Annotated in this window: 26 protein-coding genes; 18 read left to right on the plus strand and 8 right to left on the minus strand. The window is 57.1% G+C overall.

Features of this window, described 5'->3' with window-relative positions; translation table 11 throughout:
* Positions 1-16 precede the first annotated feature (16 nt).
* From hpaX to yjiA, 8 genes are all read left to right on the plus strand, one after another.
* Entirely contained in the window at positions 17-1,369 is a 1,353-nt protein-coding gene (gene hpaX, locus KK102_RS16915) for a 4-hydroxyphenylacetate permease (RefSeq protein ID WP_216358058.1), read from the plus strand.
* Complete coding sequence (gene hpaA / locus KK102_RS16920) at positions 1,341-2,273, plus strand: 4-hydroxyphenylacetate catabolism regulatory protein HpaA (protein ID WP_216358059.1); 933 nt, start codon at positions 1,341-1,343, stop codon at positions 2,271-2,273. Before hpaX ends, hpaA begins: the two co-directional genes overlap by 29 nt.
* 178 nt (positions 2,274-2,451) lie before the next feature.
* Entirely contained in the window at positions 2,452-4,014 is a 1,563-nt protein-coding gene (hpaB, locus tag KK102_RS16925; protein WP_126545194.1) for a 4-hydroxyphenylacetate 3-monooxygenase, oxygenase component, read from the plus strand.
* A gap of 17 nt (positions 4,015-4,031) precedes the next feature.
* Complete coding sequence (locus tag KK102_RS16930; RefSeq protein ID WP_216358060.1) at positions 4,032-4,544, plus strand: 4-hydroxyphenylacetate 3-monooxygenase reductase subunit; 513 nt, start codon at positions 4,032-4,034, stop codon at positions 4,542-4,544.
* Between the two features lie 179 nt (positions 4,545-4,723).
* A complete protein-coding gene (locus KK102_RS16935) occupies positions 4,724-5,614 on the plus strand; it encodes a helix-turn-helix transcriptional regulator (protein ID WP_108417170.1) in 891 nt (296 codons plus the stop codon).
* A gap of 217 nt (positions 5,615-5,831) precedes the next feature.
* Entirely contained in the window at positions 5,832-7,985 is a 2,154-nt protein-coding gene (locus KK102_RS16940) for a carbon starvation CstA family protein (RefSeq protein WP_216358061.1), read from the plus strand.
* Between the two features lie 96 nt (positions 7,986-8,081).
* Positions 8,082-8,285 carry a YbdD/YjiX family protein gene (locus KK102_RS16945; RefSeq protein ID WP_003856610.1) on the plus strand — a complete coding sequence of 68 codons (204 nt, stop codon included), beginning with the start codon at positions 8,082-8,084 and terminating at the stop codon, positions 8,283-8,285.
* Between the two features lie 10 nt (positions 8,286-8,295).
* Entirely contained in the window at positions 8,296-9,249 is a 954-nt protein-coding gene (gene yjiA / locus KK102_RS16950) for a GTPase (RefSeq protein WP_216358062.1), read from the plus strand.
* A gap of 62 nt (positions 9,250-9,311) precedes the next feature.
* Here yjiA and KK102_RS16955 read toward each other — a convergent pair whose 3' ends face one another.
* Positions 9,312-10,670 (minus strand): esterase-like activity of phytase family protein, encoded by a 1,359-nt coding sequence (locus tag KK102_RS16955; protein WP_216358063.1) that lies wholly within the window; start codon positions 10,668-10,670, stop codon positions 9,312-9,314.
* 410 nt (positions 10,671-11,080) lie between these two features.
* Here KK102_RS16955 and KK102_RS16960 point away from each other — a divergent pair, with 410 nt between their 5' ends.
* Positions 11,081-11,626, plus strand: a complete 546-nt coding sequence (locus KK102_RS16960) for a YfaZ family outer membrane protein (protein ID WP_089598031.1) — start codon at positions 11,081-11,083, stop codon at positions 11,624-11,626.
* A 56-nt stretch (positions 11,627-11,682) separates the two neighbouring features.
* Here KK102_RS16960 and KK102_RS16965 read toward each other — a convergent pair whose 3' ends face one another.
* Positions 11,683-13,053 carry an NAD-dependent succinate-semialdehyde dehydrogenase gene (locus tag KK102_RS16965; protein WP_126545198.1) on the minus strand — a complete coding sequence of 457 codons (1,371 nt, stop codon included), beginning with the start codon at positions 13,051-13,053 and terminating at the stop codon, positions 11,683-11,685.
* Positions 13,054-13,204: 151 nt separating this feature from the next.
* Here KK102_RS16965 and KK102_RS16970 point away from each other — a divergent pair, with 151 nt between their 5' ends.
* The 3 genes from KK102_RS16970 to KK102_RS16980 are packed head-to-tail and all read left to right on the plus strand — an operon-like array spanning position 13,205 to position 15,924.
* Entirely contained in the window at positions 13,205-13,948 is a 744-nt protein-coding gene (locus tag KK102_RS16970; RefSeq protein ID WP_216358064.1) for a helix-turn-helix domain-containing protein, read from the plus strand.
* 47 nt (positions 13,949-13,995) lie between these two features.
* Positions 13,996-14,649, plus strand: coding sequence for a LysE family translocator (locus KK102_RS16975; RefSeq protein WP_216358065.1), 654 nt, complete (start codon positions 13,996-13,998; stop codon positions 14,647-14,649).
* A gap of 3 nt (positions 14,650-14,652) precedes the next feature.
* On the plus strand, positions 14,653-15,924 hold the full coding sequence (locus KK102_RS16980; protein ID WP_216358066.1) for a DUF445 domain-containing protein: 1,272 nt from the start codon (positions 14,653-14,655) through the stop codon (positions 15,922-15,924).
* Here KK102_RS16980 and KK102_RS16985 read toward each other — a convergent pair.
* From KK102_RS16985 to KK102_RS16995, 3 genes are read right to left on the minus strand one after another with little or no spacing between them, the layout of a single operon-like run.
* Positions 15,921-16,997, minus strand: a complete 1,077-nt coding sequence (locus KK102_RS16985; RefSeq protein ID WP_126545202.1) for a DUF2955 domain-containing protein — start codon at positions 16,995-16,997, stop codon at positions 15,921-15,923. The genes KK102_RS16980 and KK102_RS16985 overlap by 4 nt on opposite strands.
* On the minus strand, positions 16,987-18,054 hold the full coding sequence (locus tag KK102_RS16990; RefSeq protein ID WP_126545203.1) for an HlyD family secretion protein: 1,068 nt from the start codon (positions 18,052-18,054) through the stop codon (positions 16,987-16,989). The genes KK102_RS16985 and KK102_RS16990 overlap by 11 nt, the downstream gene beginning before the upstream one ends.
* A complete protein-coding gene (locus KK102_RS16995; protein WP_126545204.1) occupies positions 18,051-18,521 on the minus strand; it encodes a MarR family winged helix-turn-helix transcriptional regulator in 471 nt (156 codons plus the stop codon). Before KK102_RS16995 ends, KK102_RS16990 begins: the two co-directional genes overlap by 4 nt.
* Positions 18,522-18,784: 263 nt before the next feature.
* On the opposite strand from KK102_RS16995, the gene tssD reads away from it, so the two are divergent.
* The 6 genes from tssD to KK102_RS17025 are packed head-to-tail and all read left to right on the plus strand — an operon-like array spanning position 18,785 to position 24,203.
* Positions 18,785-20,770, plus strand: a complete 1,986-nt coding sequence (tssD, locus tag KK102_RS17000) for a type VI secretion system tube protein TssD (RefSeq protein ID WP_216358067.1) — start codon at positions 18,785-18,787, stop codon at positions 20,768-20,770.
* Positions 20,767-21,450: a DUF2931 family protein gene (locus tag KK102_RS17005; protein ID WP_216358068.1), complete on the plus strand. Its 684-nt coding sequence runs from the start codon at positions 20,767-20,769 to the stop codon at positions 21,448-21,450. The genes tssD and KK102_RS17005 overlap by 4 nt, the downstream gene beginning before the upstream one ends.
* Before the next feature lie 5 nt (positions 21,451-21,455).
* Positions 21,456-22,136, plus strand: a complete 681-nt coding sequence (locus tag KK102_RS17010; protein ID WP_216358069.1) for a DUF2931 family protein — start codon at positions 21,456-21,458, stop codon at positions 22,134-22,136.
* 5 nt (positions 22,137-22,141) lie between these two features.
* Positions 22,142-22,825: a DUF2931 family protein gene (locus KK102_RS17015; protein ID WP_216358070.1), complete on the plus strand. Its 684-nt coding sequence runs from the start codon at positions 22,142-22,144 to the stop codon at positions 22,823-22,825.
* Positions 22,826-22,830: 5 nt separating this feature from the next.
* Entirely contained in the window at positions 22,831-23,514 is a 684-nt protein-coding gene (locus KK102_RS17020; RefSeq protein ID WP_216358071.1) for a DUF2931 family protein, read from the plus strand.
* A gap of 5 nt (positions 23,515-23,519) precedes the next feature.
* Positions 23,520-24,203 carry a DUF2931 family protein gene (locus tag KK102_RS17025; RefSeq protein ID WP_216358072.1) on the plus strand — a complete coding sequence of 228 codons (684 nt, stop codon included), beginning with the start codon at positions 23,520-23,522 and terminating at the stop codon, positions 24,201-24,203.
* Positions 24,204-24,243: 40 nt separating this feature from the next.
* Here KK102_RS17025 and KK102_RS17030 read toward each other — a convergent pair whose 3' ends face one another.
* From KK102_RS17030 to KK102_RS17040, 3 genes are read right to left on the minus strand one after another with little or no spacing between them, the layout of a single operon-like run.
* Entirely contained in the window at positions 24,244-24,939 is a 696-nt protein-coding gene (locus KK102_RS17030) for an ArsR/SmtB family transcription factor (protein ID WP_216358073.1), read from the minus strand.
* The gene (locus KK102_RS17035; protein WP_048028657.1) at positions 24,932-25,309 is read right to left on the minus strand and encodes an amino acid-binding protein; all 378 of its coding nucleotides are present in this window, start codon (positions 25,307-25,309) and stop codon (positions 24,932-24,934) included. Before KK102_RS17035 ends, KK102_RS17030 begins: the two co-directional genes overlap by 8 nt.
* Complete coding sequence (locus tag KK102_RS17040; RefSeq protein WP_216358074.1) at positions 25,302-25,625, minus strand: antibiotic biosynthesis monooxygenase family protein; 324 nt, start codon at positions 25,623-25,625, stop codon at positions 25,302-25,304. The genes KK102_RS17035 and KK102_RS17040 overlap by 8 nt, the downstream gene beginning before the upstream one ends.
* Between the last annotated feature and the right edge of the window lie 20 nt (positions 25,626-25,645).

Consider the following 25,645-nt stretch of genomic DNA (forward strand, 5'->3'; position numbering starts at 1 on the left):
AGATCTGGAGCGCACCATGACGACCTCTACCCTGCAAACGCATGATAATAAAGCTGTTGAACACCGCGTCATTCACAAGCTGTTCCGACGCCTGATCGTCTTTCTCTTTATCCTGTTTGTCTTCTCGTTCCTCGATCGCATCAACATCGGCTTCGCCGGGCTGACAATGGGTAAAGATCTGGGCCTCACGTCAACCATGTTTGGCCTGGCCGCGACGCTGTTTTACGTCACCTACGTGCTGTGCGGCATCCCGAGCAACATCATGCTGGCGAAGATCGGCGCGCGACGCTGGATCGCCGGGATCATGGTGGTATGGGGTATTGCCTCTACCTGCACCATGTTCGCCACCAGCCCCGAAACCCTTTACGTCCTGCGCATGCTGGTGGGCATTGCCGAAGCCGGTTTCCTGCCGGGTATTCTGGTCTATCTCACCTGGTGGTTCCCGGCCTATCACCGCGCCCGCGCCAACGCGCTGTTTATGATTGCTATGCCGGTCACCATGATGCTCGGCTCGATCCTCTCCGGGTACATTCTGGCGATGGACGGGCTATGGAACCTCAAGGGCTGGCAGTGGCTGTTCCTGCTGGAGGGGCTGCCGTCGGTGGTGCTCGGCGTGGTGACCTGGTTTTACCTCAACGACACGCCGGACCAGGCCACCTGGCTGGATGACGACGAAAAACAGGCGCTCAAAACGATGATCGCCCGCGAGCAGGAGCTGGCCGTAACGCAGCCTGCCTCGGCACGCTCTACCCTGCGCGAAGTGCTGACCCCGGCGGTGCTGCTCTACACGCTGGCCTACTTCTGCCTGACCAACACGCTGAGCGCGATCAACATCTGGACGCCGCAGATCCTGCAAAGCTTCAACACGGGAAGCAGCAACATCGTCATCGGCCTGCTGGCGGCGATCCCGCAGTTCTGCACCATCCTCGGGATGATCTGGTGGAGCCGCCGCTCAGACAGGTTGAAAGAGCGAAAAAAGCACACCATCCTGCCGTACCTGTTCGCCGCGGCGGGATGGATGCTGGCCTCGGCCACCGATCACAGCCTGATCCAGCTGCTTGGCATCATTATGGCCTCAACCGGATCCTTTACCGCCATGGCGATATTCTGGACCACGCCGGATCGGGTGATTAGCCTGCAGTCCCGCGCGGTGGCGCTGGCGGTGATCAACGCCATCGGCAACGTCGGATCCGCCGTCAGCCCATTGCTGATTGGGATCCTGCGCGACGCGACCGGCAGCTTCAGCTCCGGGCTGTGGTTCGTGGCCGGGCTGCTGGTGGTCGGCGCGCTGGTGCTGACGCGCATTCCGATGACGCAGCGGGATCAACAGAGGAACGCTCATGTGCCAGAGCCCTATCGCCAACATTGATATCAGCAAGGAGTACGACGAAAGTCTGGGCACCGACGATGTGCACTACCAGTCGTTCGCCCGCATGGCGGCCTTTTTTGGCCGCGACATGCAGGCGCATCGTCACGACCAGTACTTTCAGATGCACTTTCTCGATACCGGGCAGATTGAGCTCCAGCTCGACGATCACCGCTACTCGGTGCAGGCCCCGCTGTTCGTCCTCACACCACCGTCGGTGCCGCACGCGTTTATCACCGAATCCGACAGCGACGGTCACGTGCTGACGGTGCGCGAGGATCTGATCTGGCCGCTGCTGGAGGTGCTTTACCCCGGCACGCGGGAGGCGTTCGGCCTGCCGGGGATCTGCCTTTCGCTTTCCGACAGGCCGGACGAGCTGGCGGCGCTGAAGCACTACTGGCAGCTGATTGCCCGGGAATCCACGGAGCAGCTGCCCGGGCGCGAGCATACCCTGGTCCTGCTGGCGCAGGCGGTGTTTACCCTGCTGCTGCGCAACGCGAAGCTCGACGACCACGCCTCAGGCGGCATGCGCGGCGAGCTGAAGCTGTTCCAGCGCTTTACCCAGCTGATCGACACCCACTACCACCAGCACTGGACGGTGCCGGAATACGCCAGCAAGCTGCACCTGACCGAATCTCGCCTGACCGATATCTGCCGCCGCTTCGCCAACCGTCCGCCAAAACGCCTGATCTTCGACCGCCAGCTGCGGGAGGCCAGGCGCCTGCTGCTCTTCTCCGACAGCACCGTCAGCGAAATTGCCTGGCAGCTGGGGTTCAAAGATCCGGCCTATTTCGCCCGATTTTTTAACCGCTTAGTAGGGTGCTCGCCGAGCGCGTATCGGGCGCAGAAAGTACCGGTGTCGCCTGTTCCCCTCACCCCGGCCCTCTCCCAAAGGGAGAGGGAGTAACCGTCCCCTCTCCCTTTGGGAGAGGGTTAGGGTGAGGGAAATCACACTCTGCGATCTCTCGCGAAAAGTACCCGTCGTTGTCCCAATCGTCCCTTCACGTTACGTCCCTCTCAGGCTTCAATTAAACAACAAAAACAAAACATAAATTTAACAAACCGATTCCGATACGAGGTCCCCTATGAAGCCTGAAGAGTTCCGCGCTGATGCCAAACGCCCGTTAACCGGCGAAGAGTATTTAAAAAGCCTGCAGGATGGTCGTGAGATTTATATCTACGGCGAGCGCGTCAAAGACGTCACCACCCATCCGGCGTTTCGCAATGCGGCGGCCTCCATCGCGCAGATGTACGACGCGCTGCACAAGCCGGACATGCAGGACACGCTCTGCTGGGGCACCGACACCGGCAGCGGCGGCTATACCCACAAGTTCTTCCGCGTGGCGAAAAGCGCCGACGACCTGCGCCAGCAGCGCGACGCCATCGCCGAGTGGTCGCGCCTGAGCTACGGCTGGATGGGCCGCACGCCGGACTACAAAGCCGCGTTCGGCTGCGCGCTGGGCGCCAACCCGGCCTTCTACGGCCAGTTCGAACAGAACGCCCGGAACTGGTACACCCGCATTCAGGAAACCGGCCTGTACTTCAACCACGCCATCGTTAACCCGCCGATCGACCGCCACAAGCCGGCGGACGAGGTAAAAGACGTCTACATCAAGCTGGAGAAAGAGACCGACGCCGGGATTATCGTTAGCGGTGCGAAGGTAGTGGCAACCAACTCGGCGCTGACCCACTACAACATGATCGGCTTCGGCTCCGCGCAGGTGATGGGCGAAAACCCGGACTTCGCGCTGATGTTCGTCGCGCCGATGGATGCCGAGGGCGTGAAGCTGATCTCCCGCGCCTCTTACGAGATGGTGGCAGGCGCAACCGGATCCCCGTACGACTACCCGCTCTCCAGCCGCTTTGATGAGAACGATGCCATCCTGGTGATGGATCACGTGCTGATCCCATGGGAAAACGTGCTGATCTACCGCGATTTCGACCGCTGCCGTCGCTGGACGATGGAGGGCGGTTTCGCCCGCATGTACCCGCTGCAGGCCTGCGTGCGTCTGGCGGTGAAGCTCGACTTTATCACCGCCCTGCTGAAGAAATCCCTGGAGTGCACCGGCACCCTGGAGTTCCGCGGCGTGCAGGCGGATCTCGGCGAAGTGGTGGCCTGGCGCAACATGTTCTGGGCGCTGAGCGACTCCATGTGTTCCGAAGCCACCCCGTGGGTCAACGGCGCTTACCTGCCGGATCACGCCGCGCTGCAAACCTACCGCGTGATGGCCCCGATGGCCTACGCCAAGATCAAGAACATCATCGAACGTAACGTCACCTCCGGGCTGATCTACCTGCCCTCCAGCGCCCGCGACCTGAACAACCCGCAGATCGACCAGTATCTGGCGAAGTACGTACGCGGCTCCAACGGTATGGATCACGTTGAACGCATCAAGATTTTGAAACTGATGTGGGATGCCATCGGCAGCGAGTTTGGCGGTCGTCACGAGCTGTACGAAATCAACTACTCCGGCAGTCAGGATGAGATCCGCCTGCAGTGTCTGCGCCAGGCGCAAAGCTCCGGCAACATGGACAAGATGATGGCGATGGTCGACCGCTGCATGTCCGAATACGACCAGCACGGCTGGACGGTGCCGCACCTGCACAACAACACCGATATCAACATGCTCGACAAGCTGCTGAAATAGCGCAGCGGGAGGTTGCAATGCATTCAGATGAACAACGCCTGCGTTTTCGCGACGCGATGAGCAGCCTGTCGGCTGCGGTTAATGTAGTCACCACCGAGGGCGAGGCGGGCCGCTGCGGCATTACCGCCACCGCCGTCTGCTCGGTCACGGACACGCCGCCGTCAGTGATGGTATGCATCAACGCCAACAGCGCCATGAACCCGGTCTTTCAGGGCAACGGCAGGCTGTGCGTCAACGTGCTGAACCACGAGCAGGAGATCATGGCCCGTCATTTCGCCGGGATGACCGGCATGGCCATGGAGGAGCGCTTTGCCCTCTCCTGCTGGCAGAAAGGCCCGCTGGCGCAGCCGGTGCTCAAGGGCGCGCTCGCCAGCCTGGAAGGGGAGATAAGCCAGGTGCAAACCATCGGCACGCATCTTGTTTATCTCGTTGAAATTAAAAACATCATCCTCAGTGAAGAGGGCCACGGCCTGATCTATTTCAAACGCCGCTTCCACCCCGTGAGGATGGAGCTTGAAGCAGCCGTTTAATCCCTTCCCGCGCTGACCTTTCTTCGGTCAGCGCGGCTTTCTACAAAAAACCCCTAAGGTTTCCGCTAAAGCACGCCGTTATATAACCATAAGAGAAATTTTCTGCGCCTGAATACTGACACCCCGTGTCAGTGCTACCCGCATCATTCAGCGCCAGCCCCAATATACAGGAAGACCTTATGGCTAAATCGACGCGGAGCCGCTCGGCTGAACGTCTGGTCGATATTCTGGTTGAGCTACATTTACACGGTGTGGTAAACCGCAGTGCGCTCATGGATAAATTTAAAATTACCGAGCGCACCGTCTACCGCGATTTAAATGCACTCTCTCCGATTGTTGAACATACCGGAAATGGGCTATATCGGCTCATTCATTCAGCGCAATCTCCCGGCTCGCAAGGGCTGCACCACACCCTTGCTAACTTCCTGAATGCTGATAACTTTTTCCCCGATCGTAATACCGAGTTTTGGCAGAAACTCGAAAACCGCGTTGATGAAAATCATATTCTTATTCTTGGCAACGACGCTGAGCACACCGTACACCGTGATATTGGTCGTTATTTACCGAAAATTGAGAAATCGATTAAAAACCATAATGTTTGTCAGATCGTTTATAAAGGTAAAACCCGTCTGATTAATCCTTACAAACTCATTAACAAAAAAAATATATGGTATTTACAAGCCACCGAAAATAGCAGGTTAAAATCCTTTTCGCTGAGCCAGATTCGCTGGATGGATATTCAGGGCACGACATTTATTCCTGAAGAGAGCGTGATTGAACTGCTGGAAAAAAGCCTAGATCCCTGGGTTTCTGAAGATACTTTCGAAGTGAAAATATTTATCAACGATAATATTTCCCATTACTTTATGCGACGCGATCTCCTGCCGGAACAAGAGCTGCTGGAAGACCATCACGATGGCGTCACGCTCCGCTGTCAGGCAGCACATGAGAACCAAATTTTGCCGCTGCTTTTGTACTGGCTGCCAAATATTCACATTTTAGAACCTGCCTGGCTGAGGGAAAAGCTGGTGACGACCCTGACAACCTATCTGGCTGAGTGCACGGCATAGCTAACTGCGTGATCGCAATCACATATTTTCTCCCACCGGCGGCGAGCCTGAACCACTCGCCCTCACCTTTGACCGCTCACCCATCACTTTCAACCACTCACTCATTTACCGTCCTTTACACGCGCGAGGATCTGGCACGATCGCTCCAGCATTAATCAATACCTCCTCACAACGAACCCTGACCCTTTTTTCTTTACATAAAAAACCAGGTCTTACTATGGATACTAAAAAACTACTGAAGCACGTGCCCTGGGCCTTACTCGGGATCCTCGGCGCTTTTTGTCTGGCGGTTGTCGCATTACGCCGGGGCGAACACGTAAGCGCCCTGTGGATCGTGGTCGCGTCGGTTTCCGTCTATCTTGTGGCTTATCGCTACTACAGCTTGTACATCGCGCAGAAGGTCATGAAGCTCGACCCGACGCGCGCCACGCCGGCGGTCATTAACAATGACGGCCTGAACTACGTGCCAACCAACCGCTACGTGCTGTTTGGCCACCACTTTGCCGCTATCGCCGGCGCAGGCCCGCTGGTCGGCCCGGTGCTGGCCGCGCAGATGGGCTACCTGCCGGGTACCCTGTGGCTGCTCGCCGGCGTGGTGCTGGCGGGTGCGGTGCAGGACTTTATGGTGCTGTTTATCTCTTCTCGCCGTAACGGCGCCTCTCTGGGTGAGATGGTCAAAGAAGAGATGGGCCGCGTGCCGGGGACTATCGCCCTGTTCGGCTGCTTCCTGATTATGATCATCATCCTCGCGGTGCTGGCCCTGATCGTGGTGAAAGCGCTGGCCGAAAGCCCGTGGGGCGTCTTCACCGTCTGCTCAACCGTGCCGATTGCGCTGTTCATGGGGATCTACATGCGATTCCTGCGTCCGGGACGCGTGGGTGAAGTGTCGGTGATTGGTATCGTGCTGCTGGTGGCCTCCATCTACTTCGGCGGCGTGATTGCGCATGACCCGTACTGGGGCCCGGCGCTGACCTTCAAGGACACCACCATTACCTTCGCGCTGATTGGCTATGCGTTTATCTCCGCGCTGCTGCCGGTCTGGCTGATTCTGGCTCCGCGCGACTACCTGGCGACCTTCCTTAAAATCGGCGTTATCGTCGGTCTGGCTATCGGCATCCTGCTGATCAACCCGGATCTGAAAATGCCGGCAGTGACCCAGTACATCGACGGTACCGGCCCGCTGTGGAAAGGCGCCCTGTTCCCGTTCCTGTTCATCACCATTGCCTGCGGTGCGGTCTCCGGCTTCCACGCCCTGATCTCCTCCGGTACTACGCCTAAGCTGCTGGCGAACGAGAAAGACGCGCGTCTGATCGGCTACGGCGCGATGCTGATGGAGTCCTTCGTGGCGATCATGGCGCTGGTTGCCGCGTCCATCATCGAACCGGGTCTGTACTTCGCGATGAACACCCCGCCTGCGGGCCTCGGCATCACCATGCCAAACCTGCACGAGATGGGCGGCGACAACGCGGCGCTGATTATGGCGCAGCTGAAAGACGCCAGCGCACACGCGGCGGCGACCGTCAGCTCCTGGGGCTTCGTGATTTCGCCTGAGCAGATCATGCAGACCGCGAAGGACATCGGCGAACCGTCCGTGCTGAACCGCGCAGGTGGCGCTCCTACACTGGCTGTCGGTATCGCACACGTGTTCCACAAAGTGCTGCCGTGGGCGGACATGGGCTTCTGGTACCACTTCGGTATTCTGTTCGAAGCGCTGTTCATCCTGACCGCGCTGGACGCCGGTACCCGTGCAGGCCGCTTCATGCTGCAGGATTTGCTCGGTAACTTCGTGCCGTTCCTGAAGAAAACCGACTCTCTGGTAGCGGGCATCCTGGGTACGGCGGGCTGCGTCGGCCTGTGGGGCTACCTGCTGTATCAGGGCGTTGTCGACCCACTGGGCGGCGTGAAGAGCCTGTGGCCGCTGTTCGGTATCTCTAACCAGATGCTGGCTGCCGTGGCGCTGGTGCTCGGCACCGTGGTCCTCGTGAAGATGAAGCGCACCAAATACATCTGGGTCACCGTGGTTCCTGCGCTGTGGCTGCTGCTCTGCACCACCTGGGCGCTTGGCCTGAAGCTGTTCAGCGCTAACCCGCAGCTGGAAGGCTTCTTCTTCATGGCTAACCAGTACAAAGAGAAGATTGCCGCAGGCGGCGCGGATCTGACCGCGCAGCAGATTGCCAACATGAACCATATCGTGGTGAACAACTACACCAACGCGGGTCTGAGCATTCTGTTCCTGGTGGTGGTGTACAGCATTATCTTCTACGGCATCAAAACCTGGCTGAAGGTGCGTAACGCCGACGGTCGTACGGATAAAGAAACCCCGTACGTGCCGGTGCCGGAAGGCGGCGTGAAGACCTCTTCACACCATTAAAAAAATGGCGGGTGGCGCTACGCTGACCCGCCCTACACAGAAACTGTAGGCCCGGTAAGCGTAGCGTCACCGGGCTTTTTCTGTCTGGAACCTACAATGTTTGGTAACTTAGGCGAAGCAAAAAAATACCTCGGTCAGGCGGCGAAAATGCTGATTGGCATTCCGGACTATGACAACTACGTTGAGCATATGAAGACCAACCATCCGGATAAGCCGTACATGACCTACACCGAATTCTTCCGCGAGCGTCAGGAAGCGCGCTACGGCGGAAGTGGAGAAGGCGGCGTCCGCTGCTGCTAAAGGAGAGACCATGACACCGATTGCCGTTACCCTGCTGACCGGTTTTCTCGGCGCCGGTAAAACCACCCTGCTGCGCCATATCCTGAATGAACAGCACGGCTTCAAAATCGCCGTCATCGAAAACGAGTTCGGCGAAGTCTCCGTAGACGACCAGCTGATTGGCGATCGCGCCACCCAGATCAAAACCCTCACCAACGGCTGCATCTGCTGTACCCGCTCTAACGAATTAGAAGACGCCCTGCTGGACCTGCTCGACAGCCGCGACCGCGGTGAAATCGACTTTGACCGTCTGGTGATCGAGTGCACCGGCATGGCCGACCCCGGCCCGATTATTCAGACCTTTTTCTCCCATGAGATCCTTTGCCAGCGCTACCTGCTGGACGGCGTTATTGCCCTGGTTGATGCGGTCCACGCTGACGAACAGATGAACCAGTTCACCATCGCCCAGTCTCAGGTGGGCTACGCCGACCGCATCCTGCTGACCAAAACCGACGTAGCGGGCGAAAGCGTTAAGCTTCGCGAGCGCCTGACGCGCATCAACTCCCGCGCGCCAATTTACACGGTGACGCACGGCGATATCGACCTGTCTCAGCTGTTCAACACCAACGGCTTTATGCTGGAAGAGAACGTCACCGCGAAACCGCGCTTCCACTTTATGGGAGACAAGCAAAACGACGTGGCGTCGATTGTGGTGGAGCTGGACTATCCGGTGGACATCGGTGCAGTTTCGCGCGTGATGGAGAACCTGCTGCTGTCGTTTGCCGACAAGCTGCTGCGCTACAAAGGGATGCTGTGGATTGACGGCGAGCCGAACCGCCTGCTGTTTCAGGGCGTACAGCGCCTGTACAGCGCCGACTGGGACAGGCCGTGGGGCGATGAACCGCCGCACAGCGTGATGGTGTTTATTGGCATCCAGCTGCCGGAAGAGGAGATTCGGGCGGCGTTTGCAGGGCTGAAGAAATAACCGCACCGAACATCCCCTCTCCCCTATGGGGAGAGGGCTAGGGTGAGGGGTAAGCCCTGGTATTATTTCACCGCCTCCGGCAGCGTCACAATCCACAGCTCGCTGTCAGACTCCGGCTTCTTCAGCGGCTTCACGCTGAGCGTGGTTTCCACCGGTTTATCATCCAGCGTCAGCTTACCTTCCGCGTTTACCCGATAATCCTTGAGCTTCTTGCCCTCGACCGGGTTTTGCATCGCCACCTTCACGCCAAAGTCGTTATCGTTCGCCACCGCAAGCGTTTTGCTGTCGATCAGCGCCAGCCCTTCGGCCTTCTCCTGCTGCCAGCCCAGCGCGCGCAAATCGACGACCTGCGTTTTTTCTGCAAGCGTAATCCCGCGCTGCGCCAGGGTTTTCTCATCATCAAACTCCGGATATTCGCCCGGCTTGTCAAAGGCGGAAAGATCGCTCGCCTTGCTGAGATCCACCTTGTAAATCAGGTTACGCATGCCGTCGTTTTTATCGCTTCCCTGCTCAATCAGCAGAATGTGCTGGTCATCGAGCGCCACGATGTCGCCGATTTTGGCATCGCTGTTTTTGTCGTAGGCCGCGCTGTCGATGGGGTAACCGTACATCGCGGTTTTGCCGGTCGCCGGGTCGAAGCTCACCAGACGCGTAAACAGCGCCTGCTTTTTGCTCTTACCGTCGATATCCAGCGTACTTTGCACGGCGGCGATAATTCGCCCGTCCGGCATGCGGGTCAGGCCTTCAAAGCCCCGGTTGGGCTGGCGCCATTTGATAATGTTTGGCAGACCGCCCGCGATGGATTTCTCCCCTTCCGCCGCCTGCGGGCCGTGGATCGCGAGGATTTTGCCTTTACTGTCAACGTTAATCAGGAACGGGCCATACTCGTCGCACAGCCAGTAGCCGCCTTTGCCGTCCGGCGTGATGCCTTCCGTGTCCAGCCCGCGGTTGTCACCCTTCAGCGTCTTTAAGGTGTCGCTAAACGCCACTTCATTGGTGGAGCCAATCACACCGCTTTGCAGCGGCAGACCGTTAATCTCGCCTTTATCGTCATGCAGCGGGCGGGCATCAACCGCCTCCGCCTTGCCGTTCTGGACGCGAATGGTCATCAGCAGCGGCGCGAAATCTGGCGTGACAAATATTTTGGCTTCGTTTTTACCCATTTTGGGCGCATCGGCGTTGGGGCCGCGATCGGTCACGGTCGCAAACGTCAGGGCATCGCCCTGCTTGCCCGTAAACAGCAGGCCAGAGCCAATCCCCACCGGGAGCCCGTTCGGGAACGCATCGGCAAACGCGCCGCTGTATTTCACATGAGAGCCGTCAGGGAAGCTGACGATATAGCGCTCTGCGGTAGGCTGTGCCGCCAGGGCAGAGAATGAGAGCGCACAGCCCACGAGTACAGGAATGATTTTTCTTTTCATGTTGTTAGCATCCAGTGAGTGAAGCCAACACCCTAATGAAGAAACGTGTCAGAAAAATGACATGAAAGGACGACGGATCTGCACAAAATTACGTATAGCAACCACCAGAAATGTAAACCTCTGTCTTTATCTGTGACAGCTGAAACACTTTTGGAAATTATTAGAAACTCAATTAATTCATCTCAAATGGCTTTTTTTGCCTCGTTCAGCTGTCGTTTAGCCAAAAATCTAAACTGTTCCTAAACACGAATTTATTTGCCATTGACGGTCTTCTAAACAAACAATTTTGCAACAGATAAAGATTAAATACCCAACAAAAACAGCATAAAACCGCGATAGATATCACATTTGCAGTCATAAACATCCGTTGTTAAGGTGCCCTCAGATTAATTTGATAACGAGGAACACTCATGAAAAAGCTTAACGTACTTATCCTGTCCGCACTGACCGCGGTATCTGGCTCCGCACTGGCAATGGGCGGCAGCATTGAGCAGGGTAAAAACTTTACCAACCTGAATGTGGAAATGGGTAAATCTACCTCCGGCCTGTATACCGAAGGCAACTGGCTGAAAAATACCGATGACGGCACCACGACCGGTGGCGTAGGTGCAGGCTACAACGTTGAAGTCGGCCCGGTGATGTTGAACGCAGGCGCTAAGGCTCTCTACGTTGGCCCGAAAAAAGGCGATAACGGCGTAGCGTTCCCAATCGGCGGCGGCGTGAACGTTGCTCTGACCGACAGCATCAAGGTATTCGGCGAAGGTTACGTTGCGCCAGACGGGCTGAACAACAGCGTGAAAAACTATGTTGAAGCTAACGGTGGCGTAAGCTGGACCCCAATCAAACCGGTTACGCTGAAGGTGGGTTACCGCCACGTGAGCGTTGACGGCAAAGATGGTCGTCCAAACCACACCCTGATTGACGGTGCGTACGTGGGCGGCGGCGTGAGCTTCTAAGGCTCCGCAAAGTGCAAAAAAAACCTGCCATCCGGCAGGTTTTTTTATGATTGAAATTACTTACGCACCACCACCAGCTTCTGGTTCACAAACTCTTTGATCCCCAGATCCGACAGCTCGCGCCCGTAGCCGGACCGCTTCACGCCGCCAAACGGCAGTTCTGCCGCGGTATCGGTGAGCCAGTTGATATACACCATCCCGGTCTCAATCCGCGACGCCATTTTCTTCGCACGCTCGATATCCTGGCTGAACACCGCGCCGCCCAGGCCGTAGTGGGAGTCGTTCGCCAGCGCGACCGCCTCGTCGTCGTTTTTCACCACGTACATCTGCGCCACCGGGCCGAAGAACTCTTCGAAGTACGCCGGGTTATCGCGGGAAATGTTCGTCAGGATCGTCGGTTCGAAGAAGCTCCCGTCCCGCTGCACCGGCTTGCCGCCATGGTGCAGCGTCGCGCCGTTCTTCACCGCCTCGTTAACCTGTTTGGTCAGCGTTTCGAGCGCATCTTTAGACGACAGCGGCCCCAGCGTGGTGCTTTCGTCCAGCGGATCGCCAATCTTCACCTGCTTAAACGCCTCGGTAAATTTGCTCAGGAACGTATCAGCAATCTTCTCGTGCAGGATAAAGCGCTTCGCCGCGGTGCACACCTGTCCGGCATTGTTGAGCCGCGCGTTAACGCCGATCTTCACGGCTTTATCAAGGTCCGCATCGTCCAGCACCACGAACACGTCGTTACCGCCCAGTTCGAGCGTAGATTTCTTGATGTGCTTCGCCGCCTGCGCGGCCACCACGCTGCCGGCTTTTTCGGAGCCGGTTAATGCGGCACCCTGCACGCGATCGTCGGCAATGATTTTCGCCACCTGATCCGAAGAGATAAACAGGTTAGTCCACGCCCCTTCCGGCGCACCCGCCTCGCGCACCAGGTGCGCAAAGGTTTCGGCGCAGTGCGGCACGATGCTGGCATGCTTGGCGATCACCGGGTTGCCCGCCGCCAGGTTTGGTGCCAGGACGCGCATCAGCTGGTAGTACGGGAAGTTCCACGGCTCGACGGCCATCAGCACGCCGATGGGGTGGTGCTCCACCCAGGCTTCACCGAGTTCTGAATCATATTTCACCGGCGCCAGGAACTGCTTCGCGTTGTCGGCATAATAGCGGGCGATCTGCGCGCACAGCTTCACCTCGCCGCGGCTCTGCTCGATGAGCTTGCCCATCTCCTGGCTGGCGATTTTCGCCAGATCCTCCACGCGCTCGTCGATCAGGTCAGCAAGCTTATGCAGCACCGGCAGACGCTGGCTGATGTCGCCTTTCGCCCAGTCTGAATGGTAAAGCGCATCGGCCGCCTTGAGCGCCGCTTCGATATCCGCGTCGGTATGTGAGGGGTATTCTTTGATGAGCTGGTTAGTGGCAGGATTTACTGTCTGATAAGCCATGTCGAATCTCCTTGTTTTACCGCTTAGGGTATTAAGGGTAGTCAACATGACTGGCTGTGGGCGTAAAGTTCGGTATATCCGGAAGGTTCTTAATGAAGCGCTGCCAGAGGGTTCGCTGACGTGGTATAAAAAACCTTCAGAAGGAGCGCCCATGACCGATACCCGACACGTCCGTCAGACTTTTCACCGCGCCTCAGGCCTTGAGCTGCGCAGCACCTGGCAGAGCACCCAGGCGTACAAACGCCATAGTCATCCTCAGCTTTCCATCGGCGCGATTGTGGAGGGCCAGACCTGCTGCGTATGTCACGACAGAGAGTACATCCTACATCCCGGGGATCTCATCGTGATCCCGGCCTGTGCGCCGCACAGCTGCAACCCCGTCGCCGGGCAACCGCGCAGCTACCATATGCTCTATATCGACACCGAGCTTCCGTTCGCGCTACAGGTGATTCACAGCCCTGACCTGTTTGCCCATTACCTGGACGCCGTCGAGACAATGTCGCCAGCGTCCGTGGAGAGGTTGCTCTCTGCCCTTCCCCGGTGCGCGGATAACGCAGACGCGCTTCGCTCAACCAGCCAGCAGGTTCAGCAGGCATTTCTTTCCGATCTCACCAGCCCGCCTTCCCTCGACGAGCTTGCCCAACGCTTCTCGCTGCGCAAGGAGACGCTGATTCGTACCTTCAAGCAGGACACCGGCCTGACGCCGGGCAGCTTCCTCAACATCTCCCGCGTGGAATACGCCAAGGCGCGGCTGCGCGCCGGGGATGATATTGCCGACGTTGGCTACCAGAGCGGTTTTGCCGACCAGAGCCATTTTCATAAGACCTTCGTGAGCTATACCGCCGCCACGCCGCGCCAGTACGCCACGGGCCGATCAATATCAGACAATAAATAGGTTCTGCCGCGCCGTACTCTGACCTCAGATTGTTAACTGAGGTTGCTATGGAACTGTTATTCCCTTCCGCTTTTCTCGCCCTGGCGCTGGCGCATTTTGTTGCCCTGCTAAGCCCGGGTCCGGATTTCTTCCTGCTGGTAGGCTACGCTGCGCGCTATCGGCTGCGCGGCAGCGCTGGATTGTGCGTCGGCATCGCCGCGGGTAACGCGCTTTATATTCTTCTGGTGATTGTCGGCTGGAGCGCGCTGCGCCAGTTTACGTGGCTGTTTACGCTTATCGAACTCTGCGGGGCGCTGTACCTGCTGTGGATCGGCTCGCATCTGGTGCGCAGCCGGCCTCAGGCGCTGACGCTGAATGAGACCCAGCAGCGCTTTCCCTCGCTGCGCAAGCAGATCCTGCTGGGGCTCGGCTCGGCGCTCCTTAATCCAAAGAATGCGCTGTTCTATCTGGCGCTGATGACGGCGCTGCTGGGGCCGGACGTCACGCTGCTTCAGCAGTCGACCTGCGGTCTATGGATGGTGCTGGTGGTGCTGGTGTGGGATCTGGCGCTGGTGTCGCTGATGGGGCTGCCCGCGGTCCAGCAGAGGCTCAGCCGTTCGCTGTGGTGGATTGAGCGCACGGCGGGTGTGGTGCTGATGGGGTTTGGCGGGTGGGTGCTGTGGCGGTTTTTGCACTTTCCCCCCGCTTCCCTCTATCCTTAACCCATGGAAAAAATAGCTGAACTCAAACGCGCCAAGCTTCTCGCGCTGTCGCTGCTGCTGGTTGCTGCCGCAGCGTTCATCACCACCCTGTTCCTGCCGCAGACCTTCTGGGTGCGCGGCGTGAAGGCCATTGCCGAGGCGGCGATGGTCGGCGCGCTGGCAGACTGGTTTGCCGTGGTTGCGCTGTTCCGCCGGGTGCCCATTCCGTTTATTTCACGTCATACGGCGATTATCCCGCGCAATAAAGACCGGATTGGCGACAATCTCGGCCAGTTTGTGCAGGAGAAATTTCTCGATACGCAATCGCTGGTCGCGTTGATCCGCCGATATGAACCCGCAAAGATGATTGGTGCCTGGTTCAGCAAGCCCGATAACGCGCAGCGGGTTGGGCAGCACCTGATTCAGGTGATGAGCGGTTTTCTGGAACTCACCGACGACGGGCGCATTCAGCGCCTGCTCAAACGGGCGGTGCATAAGGCCATCGATAAGGTCGATCTCACCGAAACCAGCGCCGTGATGCTGGAGAGCATGACCAAAAATAACCGCCATCAGGTGCTGCTGGACGCCATCATCCATCGTCTGATTACCCTGATTCAGCGGGAGAGCACGCGGGAGTTTATCTCTGACCAGATCGTCCACTGGCTGAAGACCGAACATCCGCGCAAAGCGATGGTGCTGCCTACCGAATGGCTGGGCGATCAAAGCGCGGAGATGGTGTCGAACGCGGTGAATACGCTTCTGGACGATATCAGCCATGACCGCACGCACCAGATCCGTCAGGCGTTCGACCGCGCCACGCTGAAGCTTATCGACAACCTGAAAAACGATCCGGAGATGGCGGCGAAGGCCGACAACATCAAGCACTACCTGAAAAACGATGAGGCGTTTAACCGCTATCTGGGCGAGATGTGGGCCGATCTGCGCCAGTGGCTGAGGGCGGATATGCAGAGCGAGGATTCCCGCATGAAGCAGCGCGTCGCTAATGCCGGTCAGTGGTTCGGTGAAACGTTGACTAACGACGTTAACCTACAGGCTTCGCTGAACGAGCATCTTGAGCAGGCCGCGCACCGCGTCGCACCGGATTTCGCCGCGTTCCTGACTCGCCACATCAGCGACACGGTCAAAAGCTGGGACGCCAAAGACATGTCCCGCCAGATAGAGCTGAACATCGGTAAAGATCTGCAGTTCATCCGCGTCAACGGCACGCTGGTGGGCGGGACGATTGGCCTAATCCTGTTTTTACTCTCGCAGCTGCCTGCCGTGCTGGGGCATTAATCCGCTTTGGGTGGCGCGATGACGTAACGCGTCGCCTCAAAACGGTTGAGGATCAGGTGCACCAGAAAGACCATCGTGAGCGTTGCGACCAGCGAAAAGGTGACGGAGGTGATGCGGTACAGATCGCTGAACACCAGATCGGTGTCCGGGTGCATGTTCTGCCCGAACATTATCCCGATGGTGGTGATGCTGGAGAAGCCCACGCCAGCCCCGACTTTTTCCATTACGTGCAGACGCGCGCCAAACGCCAGCCCGAGGCCGATCAGCGGCATCATCAGCAGCATATGGCTGCTGTGATCGTAGAGGATCAGCTGCACCACCAGAATATAGAGGCAGCCCAGCACCACGCCGACCACGCGCCAGATAGAGCTCATCACCGAACCGCGATAGTGCATCGGGAACAGAATTAAAATCCCCGCCATCAGCGCCGAAAGCGAATCGCTTAAGTCGCTAATCTGGAACACCACGAATATCAGCGTCGCGACGGTGCCGGAGAGCAGCGATTCGTGGCGCACGCGGGCGTCGTCTTTCTCAATCAGCGGCGGCGGCTTGCGGGGCTCCACGTCCGGCAGGAGATAGTTCATCAGCGCACTCAGGCACACCGCCATGACGCTCGCTTCGATGTTGGAAAACAGCAGCGTGTGCCAGTTGGTGGTGGGGTAGCTCATAAAGTTGAGCATCACGCTCTGGCACACCACGCCCATCGAACCGAACAGAAACAGCGGGCCTTTACTCATAAAGCGAAAGCGCATCACGTACAGGGCAAACACCACCAGCGTCATGATGATCGGCCATTGCGACAGATAGCCGATGATAATCACCATTTCGACGCAGTTCAGCGCGGCGCTGAAGATAAACTGCTTCGCCACGTGGCGGTTAAACACCGGCACCAGCGAGAGCAGCATGATCGGGTAGACCACGAAAAAGACGCCGTAGCTGGTGTTGTAAAAGCTGGAAATGCTGAGCGCAATCATCCCGGCAAAGACGATGCGCAGGGTCTGGCGAAAGTCGTTTGCCGTGTAGACGATGTTGCCGTGCGGGGTAAAGACCCGCGCCAGGGTGCTAATAGACATAGTGAAGCAGGCTTACCAGGTGGATCTGCATCCCGGAGAAGAAGCGCGCAAACGGCCCTTCGCTGTTGTAGAGCTGCACGGTCGCGCGGGCGCCGGTCGGCAGATGCTTCGGCAGCGCCTCGTCCAGCGTCACGTGAATGCGCATGCGCTGAGCGTCGCGCACCCAGCGGTTGGAGGTCTCCGGTTCGGAGAGCTGGCCGTTAACGGCCTCCTGACCGGCAAGGATCCCCGCGTCGCTGCTGGTGACGTGGGCGCGGAAAACGTGCCCCGGGAAGGCGTCAAACACCACGGCCGCATCGGTGCCCTGACGGGTATGGCGCAGGCTCTTCTCGCGGAAATCGGCCACGATGTCGGTCTGGTTGTTCACCAGCGCCAGCGCGGCTGAGCCAGAGGAGGCGTAAAAGCCCGGGCTTAACTGCAGGTTACTGACCGTGCCGTCCGCCTGGGCGTAAACCTTCGTCCAGCCAAGATTGAGTTCCGCTTCATCCAGCGCGTTGCGGTATTTTTGCAGCGTCACGTTGCGGTGCTCGTCCCGCTCGCCGCGCTGAATGCGCAGGTTGTGGATGTTGGCCTGAATTGAGCTGATGGACTGCTCGCTGCTCTGCCAGGTGGTGCGAACCTTATCCAGATCCGCCTGCGAGACGTTCTGCAGCGTGCTCAGCTTCTGATAGCGGTCGAAGGTCACTTTGTCGTTACGCGCGGTCAGCACGGCGGTTTTCAGGCTGGCCTGCGCGGCGGCGATCTGCGCGTCCAGCTGTTCGTTAGACAGGCGAGCCTGCTCAAGCGCGATTTGCGCCGCTTCCACCTTATTGCGAAACGGCGTGTCGTCGAGCTCAAACAGCAGATCGCCTCTCTTCACCTGGCTGTTGTTGTGAACATGTACCGCCGCCACGTAGCCGGAGACGCGCGGAGACACCGGCGTCACCACGCGCATCACGGTGGAGTCCGGCGTCAGCGGGATCCAGATATCCGCGACGATAAAGTAGACAAACATCAGCAGGAAAGAGGCAATACTCACCCTTACCCAGCGGGCAAACTTTTGTTCAGGAGTCATTATTTTTCGGTCTTGTTATCTTCTTCGCGGATTGTCCGCAAATTGCAGGCGATTTGATTCAACGTGGCGCTGAAAATGTCGAGATGTTCCGGCGCGATGTTTTGCGATACGCGCGCCTGATAGGTCTCAATCACCTGAGTGAGCCTTTTTAATACGGCTTCCCCCTCAGGCGTCAGCGTCAGAAGCCGGATGCGCTTGTCATAAGGCGATACGGCGCGCAGCAGGTAACCCTGCTTTTCCAGCTGTGTCAGGGTGCGCATCAGCGGCGGCAGTTCAATGCCCTGCACCTCCGCCAGCTCACTCACCGAGACGTTATCCCCGAGCTGATGAAGCTGCATCATCACCGTCCAGCTCGACTGGGTTAACCCGGTATCAAGAATGGCATCGTCAATGACAGCACGCCACTGACGCACGATCATCGCCATCCGCATGCCCATCGGCCTGCGGCAGAACAGTTCTTCTTCACTCATGGGGAAACCTCTCGTCACACGCGGTCAAGATAATGGTTATCAGGGTAAGTATCAAGAAACGAGAGGCGAAAGCGCAGGAATTGCGAAAAATCGTCCATCGAAAGATGACTCATTAACTCTGTCTCTTTAATTCGCCGAAGTAGTGGAAATTGTTACGTTAAAATAACAACGATAAATATCAACCTGGATTGACAAATAGCAAATTAACCCTGCGACCTTATCATTACGCTAGGTTTTGATATATCACGAAATTGAGAATACAGATGAGCAACCTTATTTATTTAACGCTTGAAGGTGATATTCAGGGAAAAATTTCCGCTGGCAGCAGCTCTCAACTTTCCGTCGGCAATCGCTATCAGTCAGGACATGAAGATGAAATCTTTGTTTTCAGCCTGACGCAGGCAGAAAGCGGCATACAGGGCGGCGTTAAGCACCATGGCCTGCGATTTTGCAAACTCCTGGATAAAAGTTCTCCGTTACTCAGTAACGCCATTAATAATAATGAATCGCTTAAAATGACGTTTGTTATTTACCGTATCAATCATTACGGGCGCATGGAGAAATTTTACTTTATTGAACTTCGTGGTGCACGGATCCAGGCTATTCAGCAGGAACTCCGGGTTGATGATTTACATTACGAATATATTTCGGTTAATTACGATTATATTCTGAGTCGCCACCTTATCGCCGGTACCGAATTTGATTATCTGCTGACGCCGGAAAATTATGCCCGTCTTTTCCCGGTGGTGCAGAAGGCCACGCCTCTCAAAGAGCCGCCGGTGCGTAAAGTCACGCTGGTGCTGGGCGTCTTCTTTGATGGTACGGGGAATAACGCGGTGAATACCCGGAACATGCTTGAAGCTCTGACGGCGCAGCACTTTGATATCAACAGCCCCGATGCGGAAACCATTCTCGCCAGAAATGCGTCGGAGAAGATGGGGGTGAGTGGGATTGGAGCGGGCAGCTATCTGGGGTATTACACGAATATTCACTGGTTGAATGAGTTGTATGAATGGCAATTTCCTCCAGACAGCAGTTATGTGCAAAACAGGCTATATGTGGAAGGGATTGGTACCAGAGCAGGCGAACCAGATAACCCGATAGGTCTCGGGCTGGGTACCGCCGAAACGGGGATTATTGCCAAGACTGACGATGCGATAGCGCAACTCGAAGCCGGGATAAAGAAAGCACTCACCCAACTAAACGGAAAGTTTGTTGTCGATTCCCTGCTGTTTGATATCTTCGGCTTCAGCCGCGGGGCGGCGGCGGCCCGCCATTTCGCCAACCGCGTACAGGCGGAAGACCAAGCGATTGTTGACGCCATCTCAGCGGGCTTAGGCAAAATTAGCTATCGTGGCGCTCCGGCAGGGAAGACCCGCTTCCTCGGTATTATGGACACCGTGGCGGCCGTCGGCACGGTGGCGAACGGGCTTGACCCGCACAGCGCCGATACCGGCAGTGTCGACATACGCCTGCGTCCCGGCGTGGCGGAAAAAGTATTCCATATCACCGCCCAGCACGAGTGTCGCTACAACTTCGCTCTCAACAGCGTTGCTCCCGGCTGGCCGGAGCTCTCACTCCCCGGCGCCCATTCCGATATCGGCGGCGGCTATCTGCCCCAGCTGCGGGAAGACCTCTTTCTCACCCGCCCGCTGGTGGAAACCGTGCCTTACAATCAGCCTGGAGCACAGTCGCACGTTTATCAGCAGACAATGGCACAGCTGCGCGTGCTGGAGCGCTCCCCGGCCATCATGCCCGTCATTCGCACCAGTGCCATCACCCCGGACGTCTGGGAAGACGATTTCGCGCCTCCAGATCGCTACAGTCAGCCGCAGAAACGCGCCTTTGCCGCCCTGACGCTGCGCCACCGGACGGTCTTTTTTGACTGGTCGAAGGTGGCGCTGCGGGTCATGGTTGATGCAGCGGTTGAGGCCGGGGCGTTATTTGCTGACGTAGATGGCAACAAAACCCACGCCTTACCTGATGAACTGAAGCCGTTATGCGATCGCGCACGTTTGATGGGAAAAGCAGCCCGTCAGCACAGAAGCGTAACCGGCTTTACGCCTGAAGAGGTGGACATAATTGCCCGGAAATATATCCACTGCTCGGCCCACTGGAACGCGGTTGAACTCAAAAAGTCCGGTGAACTGCAGGGTGGCGCATCAGCGTCCGAAACCGTCAGTTTTGTCAACAGGCCGGACGAGAACTGGATAAGAACGATTTACAACATGGATGGAAAAAAACGATGAAAAAACGCGACATACTGGCACTTGCCCTGCTGCTGACGACTGCAGGCTGCAGCCCGCAGAAAACCTACCCCTTACAGTCAACACAGGCCGCCAGCGGGGACTGGACGCTGCCTTATGGCGAGTGGAATTTTTCTTTTATTACCCCCAGTGAGTTGCCGTCAGGAGTACAGCATGCCCGGGTCATTGACACCGATGGCTATCTGTATACCTTTAACACACTTGACCCGACTGCACGCGATTCAGATTCTGTCACCAAATGGTCTGATGTGACCTTTGGCGGAAGCGTAAATTTCAACAAAGTCAAAACTCCCCCGCAGTACATTGTTTTCTGCTGGGATTCCTATATTGACCAGCAAACCTACGAAACCAGCGCCGTCTTTGGACCTGACACCTGGCTGCGCATGAAAACGCCTGCAGATCACACTCGTCCATCAGGTGCCCCCGTCTGGTACAACAGAATGGTGTTTGGCCTCTCACCCGGCGGCAAAGTCAAAATCTGGTTTTCCGACGTCGCCGGACGCCCCAGCCTGCCCGTCAAACCGCTGAAACTGACGACCCGCTCCGGCAAGGACCTGACCCTCTGCAAGGACTATATCGTCCCGGGGGGGACCTTTAACTTTCTCCCGGCCACACAGGAATTTATCAAAGGCAAAACCTACCCCTATGGCAACTGGGATTAACAGGGATGAATATGAACAAGCTGCTGATACTCACATTACTGCTGCTCGCCTCTGGCTGCTGCCCACATAAATCCCATCCGTTACAGTCAACACAGGCCGCCAACGGGGACTGGACGCTGCCTTACGGTGAGTGGATCTTCGCTTTTATCACTCCCTATGAGTTACCTTCAGCTGTGCTCCATGTTCGGGTGATCGATACCGATGGTTACCTGTATACATTTAATACATTTAATCAGGCATCTTCCGCCCCTGATTCCGTCGACGAGTGGGCTGAAAGTGCACATGGTTTTGGACATCAATTCAACAAAGTCAAAAAACCCCCACAGTACATTGTCTTCTGCTGGGAGTCCTATATTGACCAGCAAACCTACGAAACCAGCGCCGTATTCGGACCGGAAACCTGGCTGCGGATGAAAACCCCGGCCGATCATACCTGGTATGGCGAGACCGTCTGGTACGACAATATAACCTTCGGCCTCTCCCCCGGCGGTAAAGTTAAAATCTGGCTACCCGACGTCGCCGGACGCCCCAGCCTGCCCGTCAAACCGCTGAAACTGACGACCCGCTCCGGCAAGGACCTGACCCTCTGCAAGGACTATATCGTCCCGGGGGGGACCTTTAACTTTCTCCCGGCCACACAGGAATTTATCAAAGGCAAAACCTACCCCTATGGCAACTGGGATTAACAGGGATGAATATGAACAAGCTGCTGATACTCACATTACTGCTGCTCGCCTCTGGCTGCTGCCCACATAAATCCCATCCGTTACAGTCAACACAGGCCGCCAGCGGAGACTGGACGCTGCCTTATGGCGAGTGGAGCTTTACCTTCATCACACCCAGGAAATTACCCTCCATGGTTAACCACGCCAGAGTCATCGACACGGATGGTTACCTGTATACATTCAATACCCTCGATCCAACTTCCATGGATCCTAGTTCTGTTGATAAATGGCCTGAAAATGCTCACGGTTTTTACGCGAACTTCAACAAAGTCAAAACCCCCCCGCAGTACATTGTCTTCTGCTGGGATTCCTATATTGACCAGCAAACCTACGAAACCAGCGCCGTCTTTGGACCGGAAACCTGGCTACGGATGAAAACACCGGCCGATCATATCAGTCCCACGGGCAGAACTGTCTGGTACAACAGAATGGTGTTTGGCCTCTCACCCGGCGGCAAAGTCAAAATCTGGTTTTCCGACGTCGCCGGACGCCCCAGCCTGCCCGTCAAACCGCTGAAACTGACGACCCGCTCCGGCAAGGACCTGACCCTCTGCAAGGACTATGTCGTCCCGGGGGGGACCTTTAACTTTCTCCCGGCCACACAGGAATTTATCAAAGGCAAAACCTACCCCTATGGCAACTGGGAGTAACAGGGATGAATATGAACAAGCTGCTGATACTCACATTATTGCTGCTCGCCTCTGGCTGCTGCCCACATAAATCCCATCCGTTACAGTCAACACAGGCCGCCAGCGGGGACTGGACGCTGCCTTACGGTGAGTGGTTTTTCTCTTTTATCACCCCCCATAAGCTGCCGTCAGAAGTGCTTCATGCCCGCGTAATTGATACGGATGGCTATCTGTATACGTTTAACACGCTTGATTCAACTTCCAGGGATCCAGGCTCTGTCGATAATTGGCCTGAGAATGCACATGGCTTTGGCGGTCAGTTTAACAAAGTCAAAAAACCCCCACAGTACATTGTCTTCTGCTGGGAGTCCTATATTGACCAGCAAACCTATGAAACCAGCGCCGTCTTTGGACCGGACACCTGGCTGCGCATGAAAACACCGGCCGATCATATTTGGAGCAATGGGGACCCTGTCTGGTACAACAGAATGGTGTTTGGCCTCTCACCCGGCGGCAAAGTCAAAATCTGGTTTTCCGACGTCGCCGGACGCCCCAGCCTGCCCGTCAAACCGCTGAAACTGACGACCCGCTCCGGCAAGGACCTGACCCTCTGCAAGGACTATGTCGTCCCGGGGGGGACCTTTAACTTTCTCCCGGCCACACAGGAATTTATCAAAGGCAAAACCTACCCCTATGGCAACTGGGATTAACAGGGATGAATATGAACAAGCTGCTGATACTCACATTATTGCTGCTCGCCTCTGGCTGCAGCCCACATAAATCCCATCCGTTACAGTCAACACAGGCCGCCAACGGGGACTGGACGCTGCCTTACGGTGAGTGGTTTTTCTCTTTTATCACCCCCCATAAGCTGCCGTCAGAAGTGCTTCATGCCCGCGTAATTGATACGGATGGCTATCTGTATACGTTTAACACGCTTGATTCAACTTCCAGGGATCCAGGCTCTGTCGATAATTGGCCTGAGAATGCACATGGCTTTGGCGGTCAGTTTAACAAAGTCAAAAAACCCCCACAGTACATTGTCTTCTGCTGGGAGTCCTATATTGACCAGCAAACCTACGAAACCAGCGCCGTATTCGGACCGGAAACCTGGCTGCGCATGAAAACGCCTGCAGATCACACTCGTCCATCAGGTGCACCCGTCTGGTACAACAGAATGGTGTTTGGCCTCTCTCCCGGCGGCAAAGTCAAAATCTGGTTTTCCGACGTCGCCGGACGCCCCAGCCTGCCCGTCAAACCGCTGAAACTGACGACCCGCTCCGGCAAGGACCTGACGCTCTGTAAAGACTATGTCGTCCCGGGGGGGACCTTTAACTTCCTCCCGGCCACACAGGAATTTATCAGAGGCAAAACCTACCCCTATGGCAACTGGGATTAACCACTCACCAGCCCGGTAAGCACGGCGCCACCGGGCGTTTTTAGCGGCTAAAAAGCCTCTTAACAGCAGCCTTTCCCGACGCCGTTACCACCACCTCCCGATACCCCGCCACCCGCTGGATCCAGCCTTTACTTTCCAGATGGTCGAGCAGCAACGCGCCGGCTTCTCCGCCCAGGTGAAAACGCCGCTCGCTCCAGTCCAGGCAGGCGCAGCAGGCCTTCCGGCGCGGATGCGCGCTTAACGAAATGCCGAGCGTCAGGAACTGCTCCCGGCCGTACAGGGTCAGCGCTGAACCGTCAGCCTCCAGCCAGCCTTCCGCCTGCATGAAATCATAGATCTGCACCGCCACCGTACCGGCGAGATGGTCGTAGCAGGTCCGCGCCTCGCGCATGGCTTTCGGCGCGCTGGTTTTCGGCGGGGTAATACGGCTCCACGAAAGCCCCATCATCTGCTCCACCAGCGCCGCCACGTCGTGCCCGGCAAGGCGATAATAGCGATGCCGTCCTTGCGACAGGCAGGTAATCAGTTGCCCTTCAAGCAGCCGGGCGAGGTGCCCGCTGGCGGTCGACGGCGCAACGTCAGCCGCCGCGCTCAGTTCGGTGGCCGTCCACGCCCGCCCGTCCATCAGGGCACAGAGCATCTTCACGCGCGACGGATCGGCCATTGCAGCCGCTACAGCGGCAATCGCCTTTTCCAGCATCGCGCTGTTATCAGGGGGTAAACTCGTCTTAAGCATGGGCCGCCCAGGGTTCGGTGATCTCTGCGGCCAGCTTATCATCATCCGTCAGCAGAATAAGGTGATTCGCATGGTCGCTGTACTGGGTCAGGATAGACACACCGCGTGCCGCCAGCGCCGCTGCGATCTCGCCCAGCTCGCCAGGGCGTTCCTGCTTAAGCTTTCTGATCACCGGCTTTCGCACCGCCTGCACGGTAAACCCGGCGTCGAGCAGCACGCGTCGCGCTTTTTCCCCGTCTTCCACCAGGAAATGGGCATGTGTACCAAATACGCCACCGCCCTCCAGCCCCACGCCGTTGCGGCCCAGCAGCTGCCCAAAGCGCGCCAGTTCACCTGGGATATCGCGAAAAATCACATGAACGTCATACATCGGCATGCCCTCCGGTTTCAGAGGTATATTCCCGCACGACCTGCGCCACCCGAATGCGGTAGTACGCAAAAATCGACTCCCGCCCTTCGGCCTGCGCCGCCTGATGAAAGACGTTCTGCTTCCAGCGGCGTACGGCATCTTCATCCCGCCACCAGGAAAGGGAGAGGATTTTGCCGTCGGTCGTCAGGCTCTGGAACCGTTCGATATCAATAAATCCGTCGATGTCGGCCAGCAGCGGCTTAAGTTCGGCGGCCAGCTGCAGGTAGCGCGCCTGATGAGCGGGCTCGGCTTTGGCTTCGAAAAGGACTGCGATCATGGTTTTCTCTCCGTTGTGAT

The sequence above is a fragment of the Enterobacter quasimori genome, from assembly GCF_018597345.1.
Lineage (GTDB): Bacteria > Pseudomonadota > Gammaproteobacteria > Enterobacterales > Enterobacteriaceae > Enterobacter > Enterobacter mori.

Excerpts from the sequence above, each read along its gene's own strand:
- hpaX (WP_216358058.1), top strand. The coding sequence starts at position 17 with ATGACGACCTCTACCCTGCAAACGCATGATAATAAAGCTGTTGAACAC.
- hpaA (WP_216358059.1), top strand. The coding sequence starts at position 1,341 with ATGTGCCAGAGCCCTATCGCCAACATTGATATCAGCAAGGAGTACGAC.
- hpaB (WP_126545194.1), top strand. The coding sequence starts at position 2,452 with ATGAAGCCTGAAGAGTTCCGCGCTGATGCCAAACGCCCGTTAACCGGC.
- KK102_RS16930 (WP_216358060.1), top strand. The coding sequence starts at position 4,032 with ATGCATTCAGATGAACAACGCCTGCGTTTTCGCGACGCGATGAGCAGC.
- KK102_RS16935 (WP_108417170.1), top strand. The coding sequence starts at position 4,724 with ATGGCTAAATCGACGCGGAGCCGCTCGGCTGAACGTCTGGTCGATATT.
- KK102_RS16940 (WP_216358061.1), top strand. The coding sequence starts at position 5,832 with ATGGATACTAAAAAACTACTGAAGCACGTGCCCTGGGCCTTACTCGGG.
- KK102_RS16945 (WP_003856610.1), top strand. The coding sequence starts at position 8,082 with ATGTTTGGTAACTTAGGCGAAGCAAAAAAATACCTCGGTCAGGCGGCG.
- yjiA (WP_216358062.1), top strand. The coding sequence starts at position 8,296 with ATGACACCGATTGCCGTTACCCTGCTGACCGGTTTTCTCGGCGCCGGT.
- KK102_RS16955 (WP_216358063.1), bottom strand. The coding sequence starts at position 10,670 with ATGAAAAGAAAAATCATTCCTGTACTCGTGGGCTGTGCGCTCTCATTC.
- KK102_RS16960 (WP_089598031.1), top strand. The coding sequence starts at position 11,081 with ATGAAAAAGCTTAACGTACTTATCCTGTCCGCACTGACCGCGGTATCT.
- KK102_RS16965 (WP_126545198.1), bottom strand. The coding sequence starts at position 13,053 with ATGGCTTATCAGACAGTAAATCCTGCCACTAACCAGCTCATCAAAGAA.
- KK102_RS16970 (WP_216358064.1), top strand. The coding sequence starts at position 13,205 with ATGACCGATACCCGACACGTCCGTCAGACTTTTCACCGCGCCTCAGGC.
- KK102_RS16975 (WP_216358065.1), top strand. The coding sequence starts at position 13,996 with ATGGAACTGTTATTCCCTTCCGCTTTTCTCGCCCTGGCGCTGGCGCAT.
- KK102_RS16980 (WP_216358066.1), top strand. The coding sequence starts at position 14,653 with ATGGAAAAAATAGCTGAACTCAAACGCGCCAAGCTTCTCGCGCTGTCG.
- KK102_RS16985 (WP_126545202.1), bottom strand. The coding sequence starts at position 16,997 with ATGTCTATTAGCACCCTGGCGCGGGTCTTTACCCCGCACGGCAACATC.
- KK102_RS16995 (WP_126545204.1), bottom strand. The coding sequence starts at position 18,521 with ATGAGTGAAGAAGAACTGTTCTGCCGCAGGCCGATGGGCATGCGGATG.
- tssD (WP_216358067.1), top strand. The coding sequence starts at position 18,785 with ATGAGCAACCTTATTTATTTAACGCTTGAAGGTGATATTCAGGGAAAA.
- KK102_RS17005 (WP_216358068.1), top strand. The coding sequence starts at position 20,767 with ATGAAAAAACGCGACATACTGGCACTTGCCCTGCTGCTGACGACTGCA.
- KK102_RS17010 (WP_216358069.1), top strand. The coding sequence starts at position 21,456 with ATGAATATGAACAAGCTGCTGATACTCACATTACTGCTGCTCGCCTCT.
- KK102_RS17015 (WP_216358070.1), top strand. The coding sequence starts at position 22,142 with ATGAATATGAACAAGCTGCTGATACTCACATTACTGCTGCTCGCCTCT.
- KK102_RS17020 (WP_216358071.1), top strand. The coding sequence starts at position 22,831 with ATGAATATGAACAAGCTGCTGATACTCACATTATTGCTGCTCGCCTCT.
- KK102_RS17025 (WP_216358072.1), top strand. The coding sequence starts at position 23,520 with ATGAATATGAACAAGCTGCTGATACTCACATTATTGCTGCTCGCCTCT.
- KK102_RS17030 (WP_216358073.1), bottom strand. The coding sequence starts at position 24,939 with ATGCTTAAGACGAGTTTACCCCCTGATAACAGCGCGATGCTGGAAAAG.
- KK102_RS17035 (WP_048028657.1), bottom strand. The coding sequence starts at position 25,309 with ATGTATGACGTTCATGTGATTTTTCGCGATATCCCAGGTGAACTGGCG.
- KK102_RS17040 (WP_216358074.1), bottom strand. The coding sequence starts at position 25,625 with ATGATCGCAGTCCTTTTCGAAGCCAAAGCCGAGCCCGCTCATCAGGCG.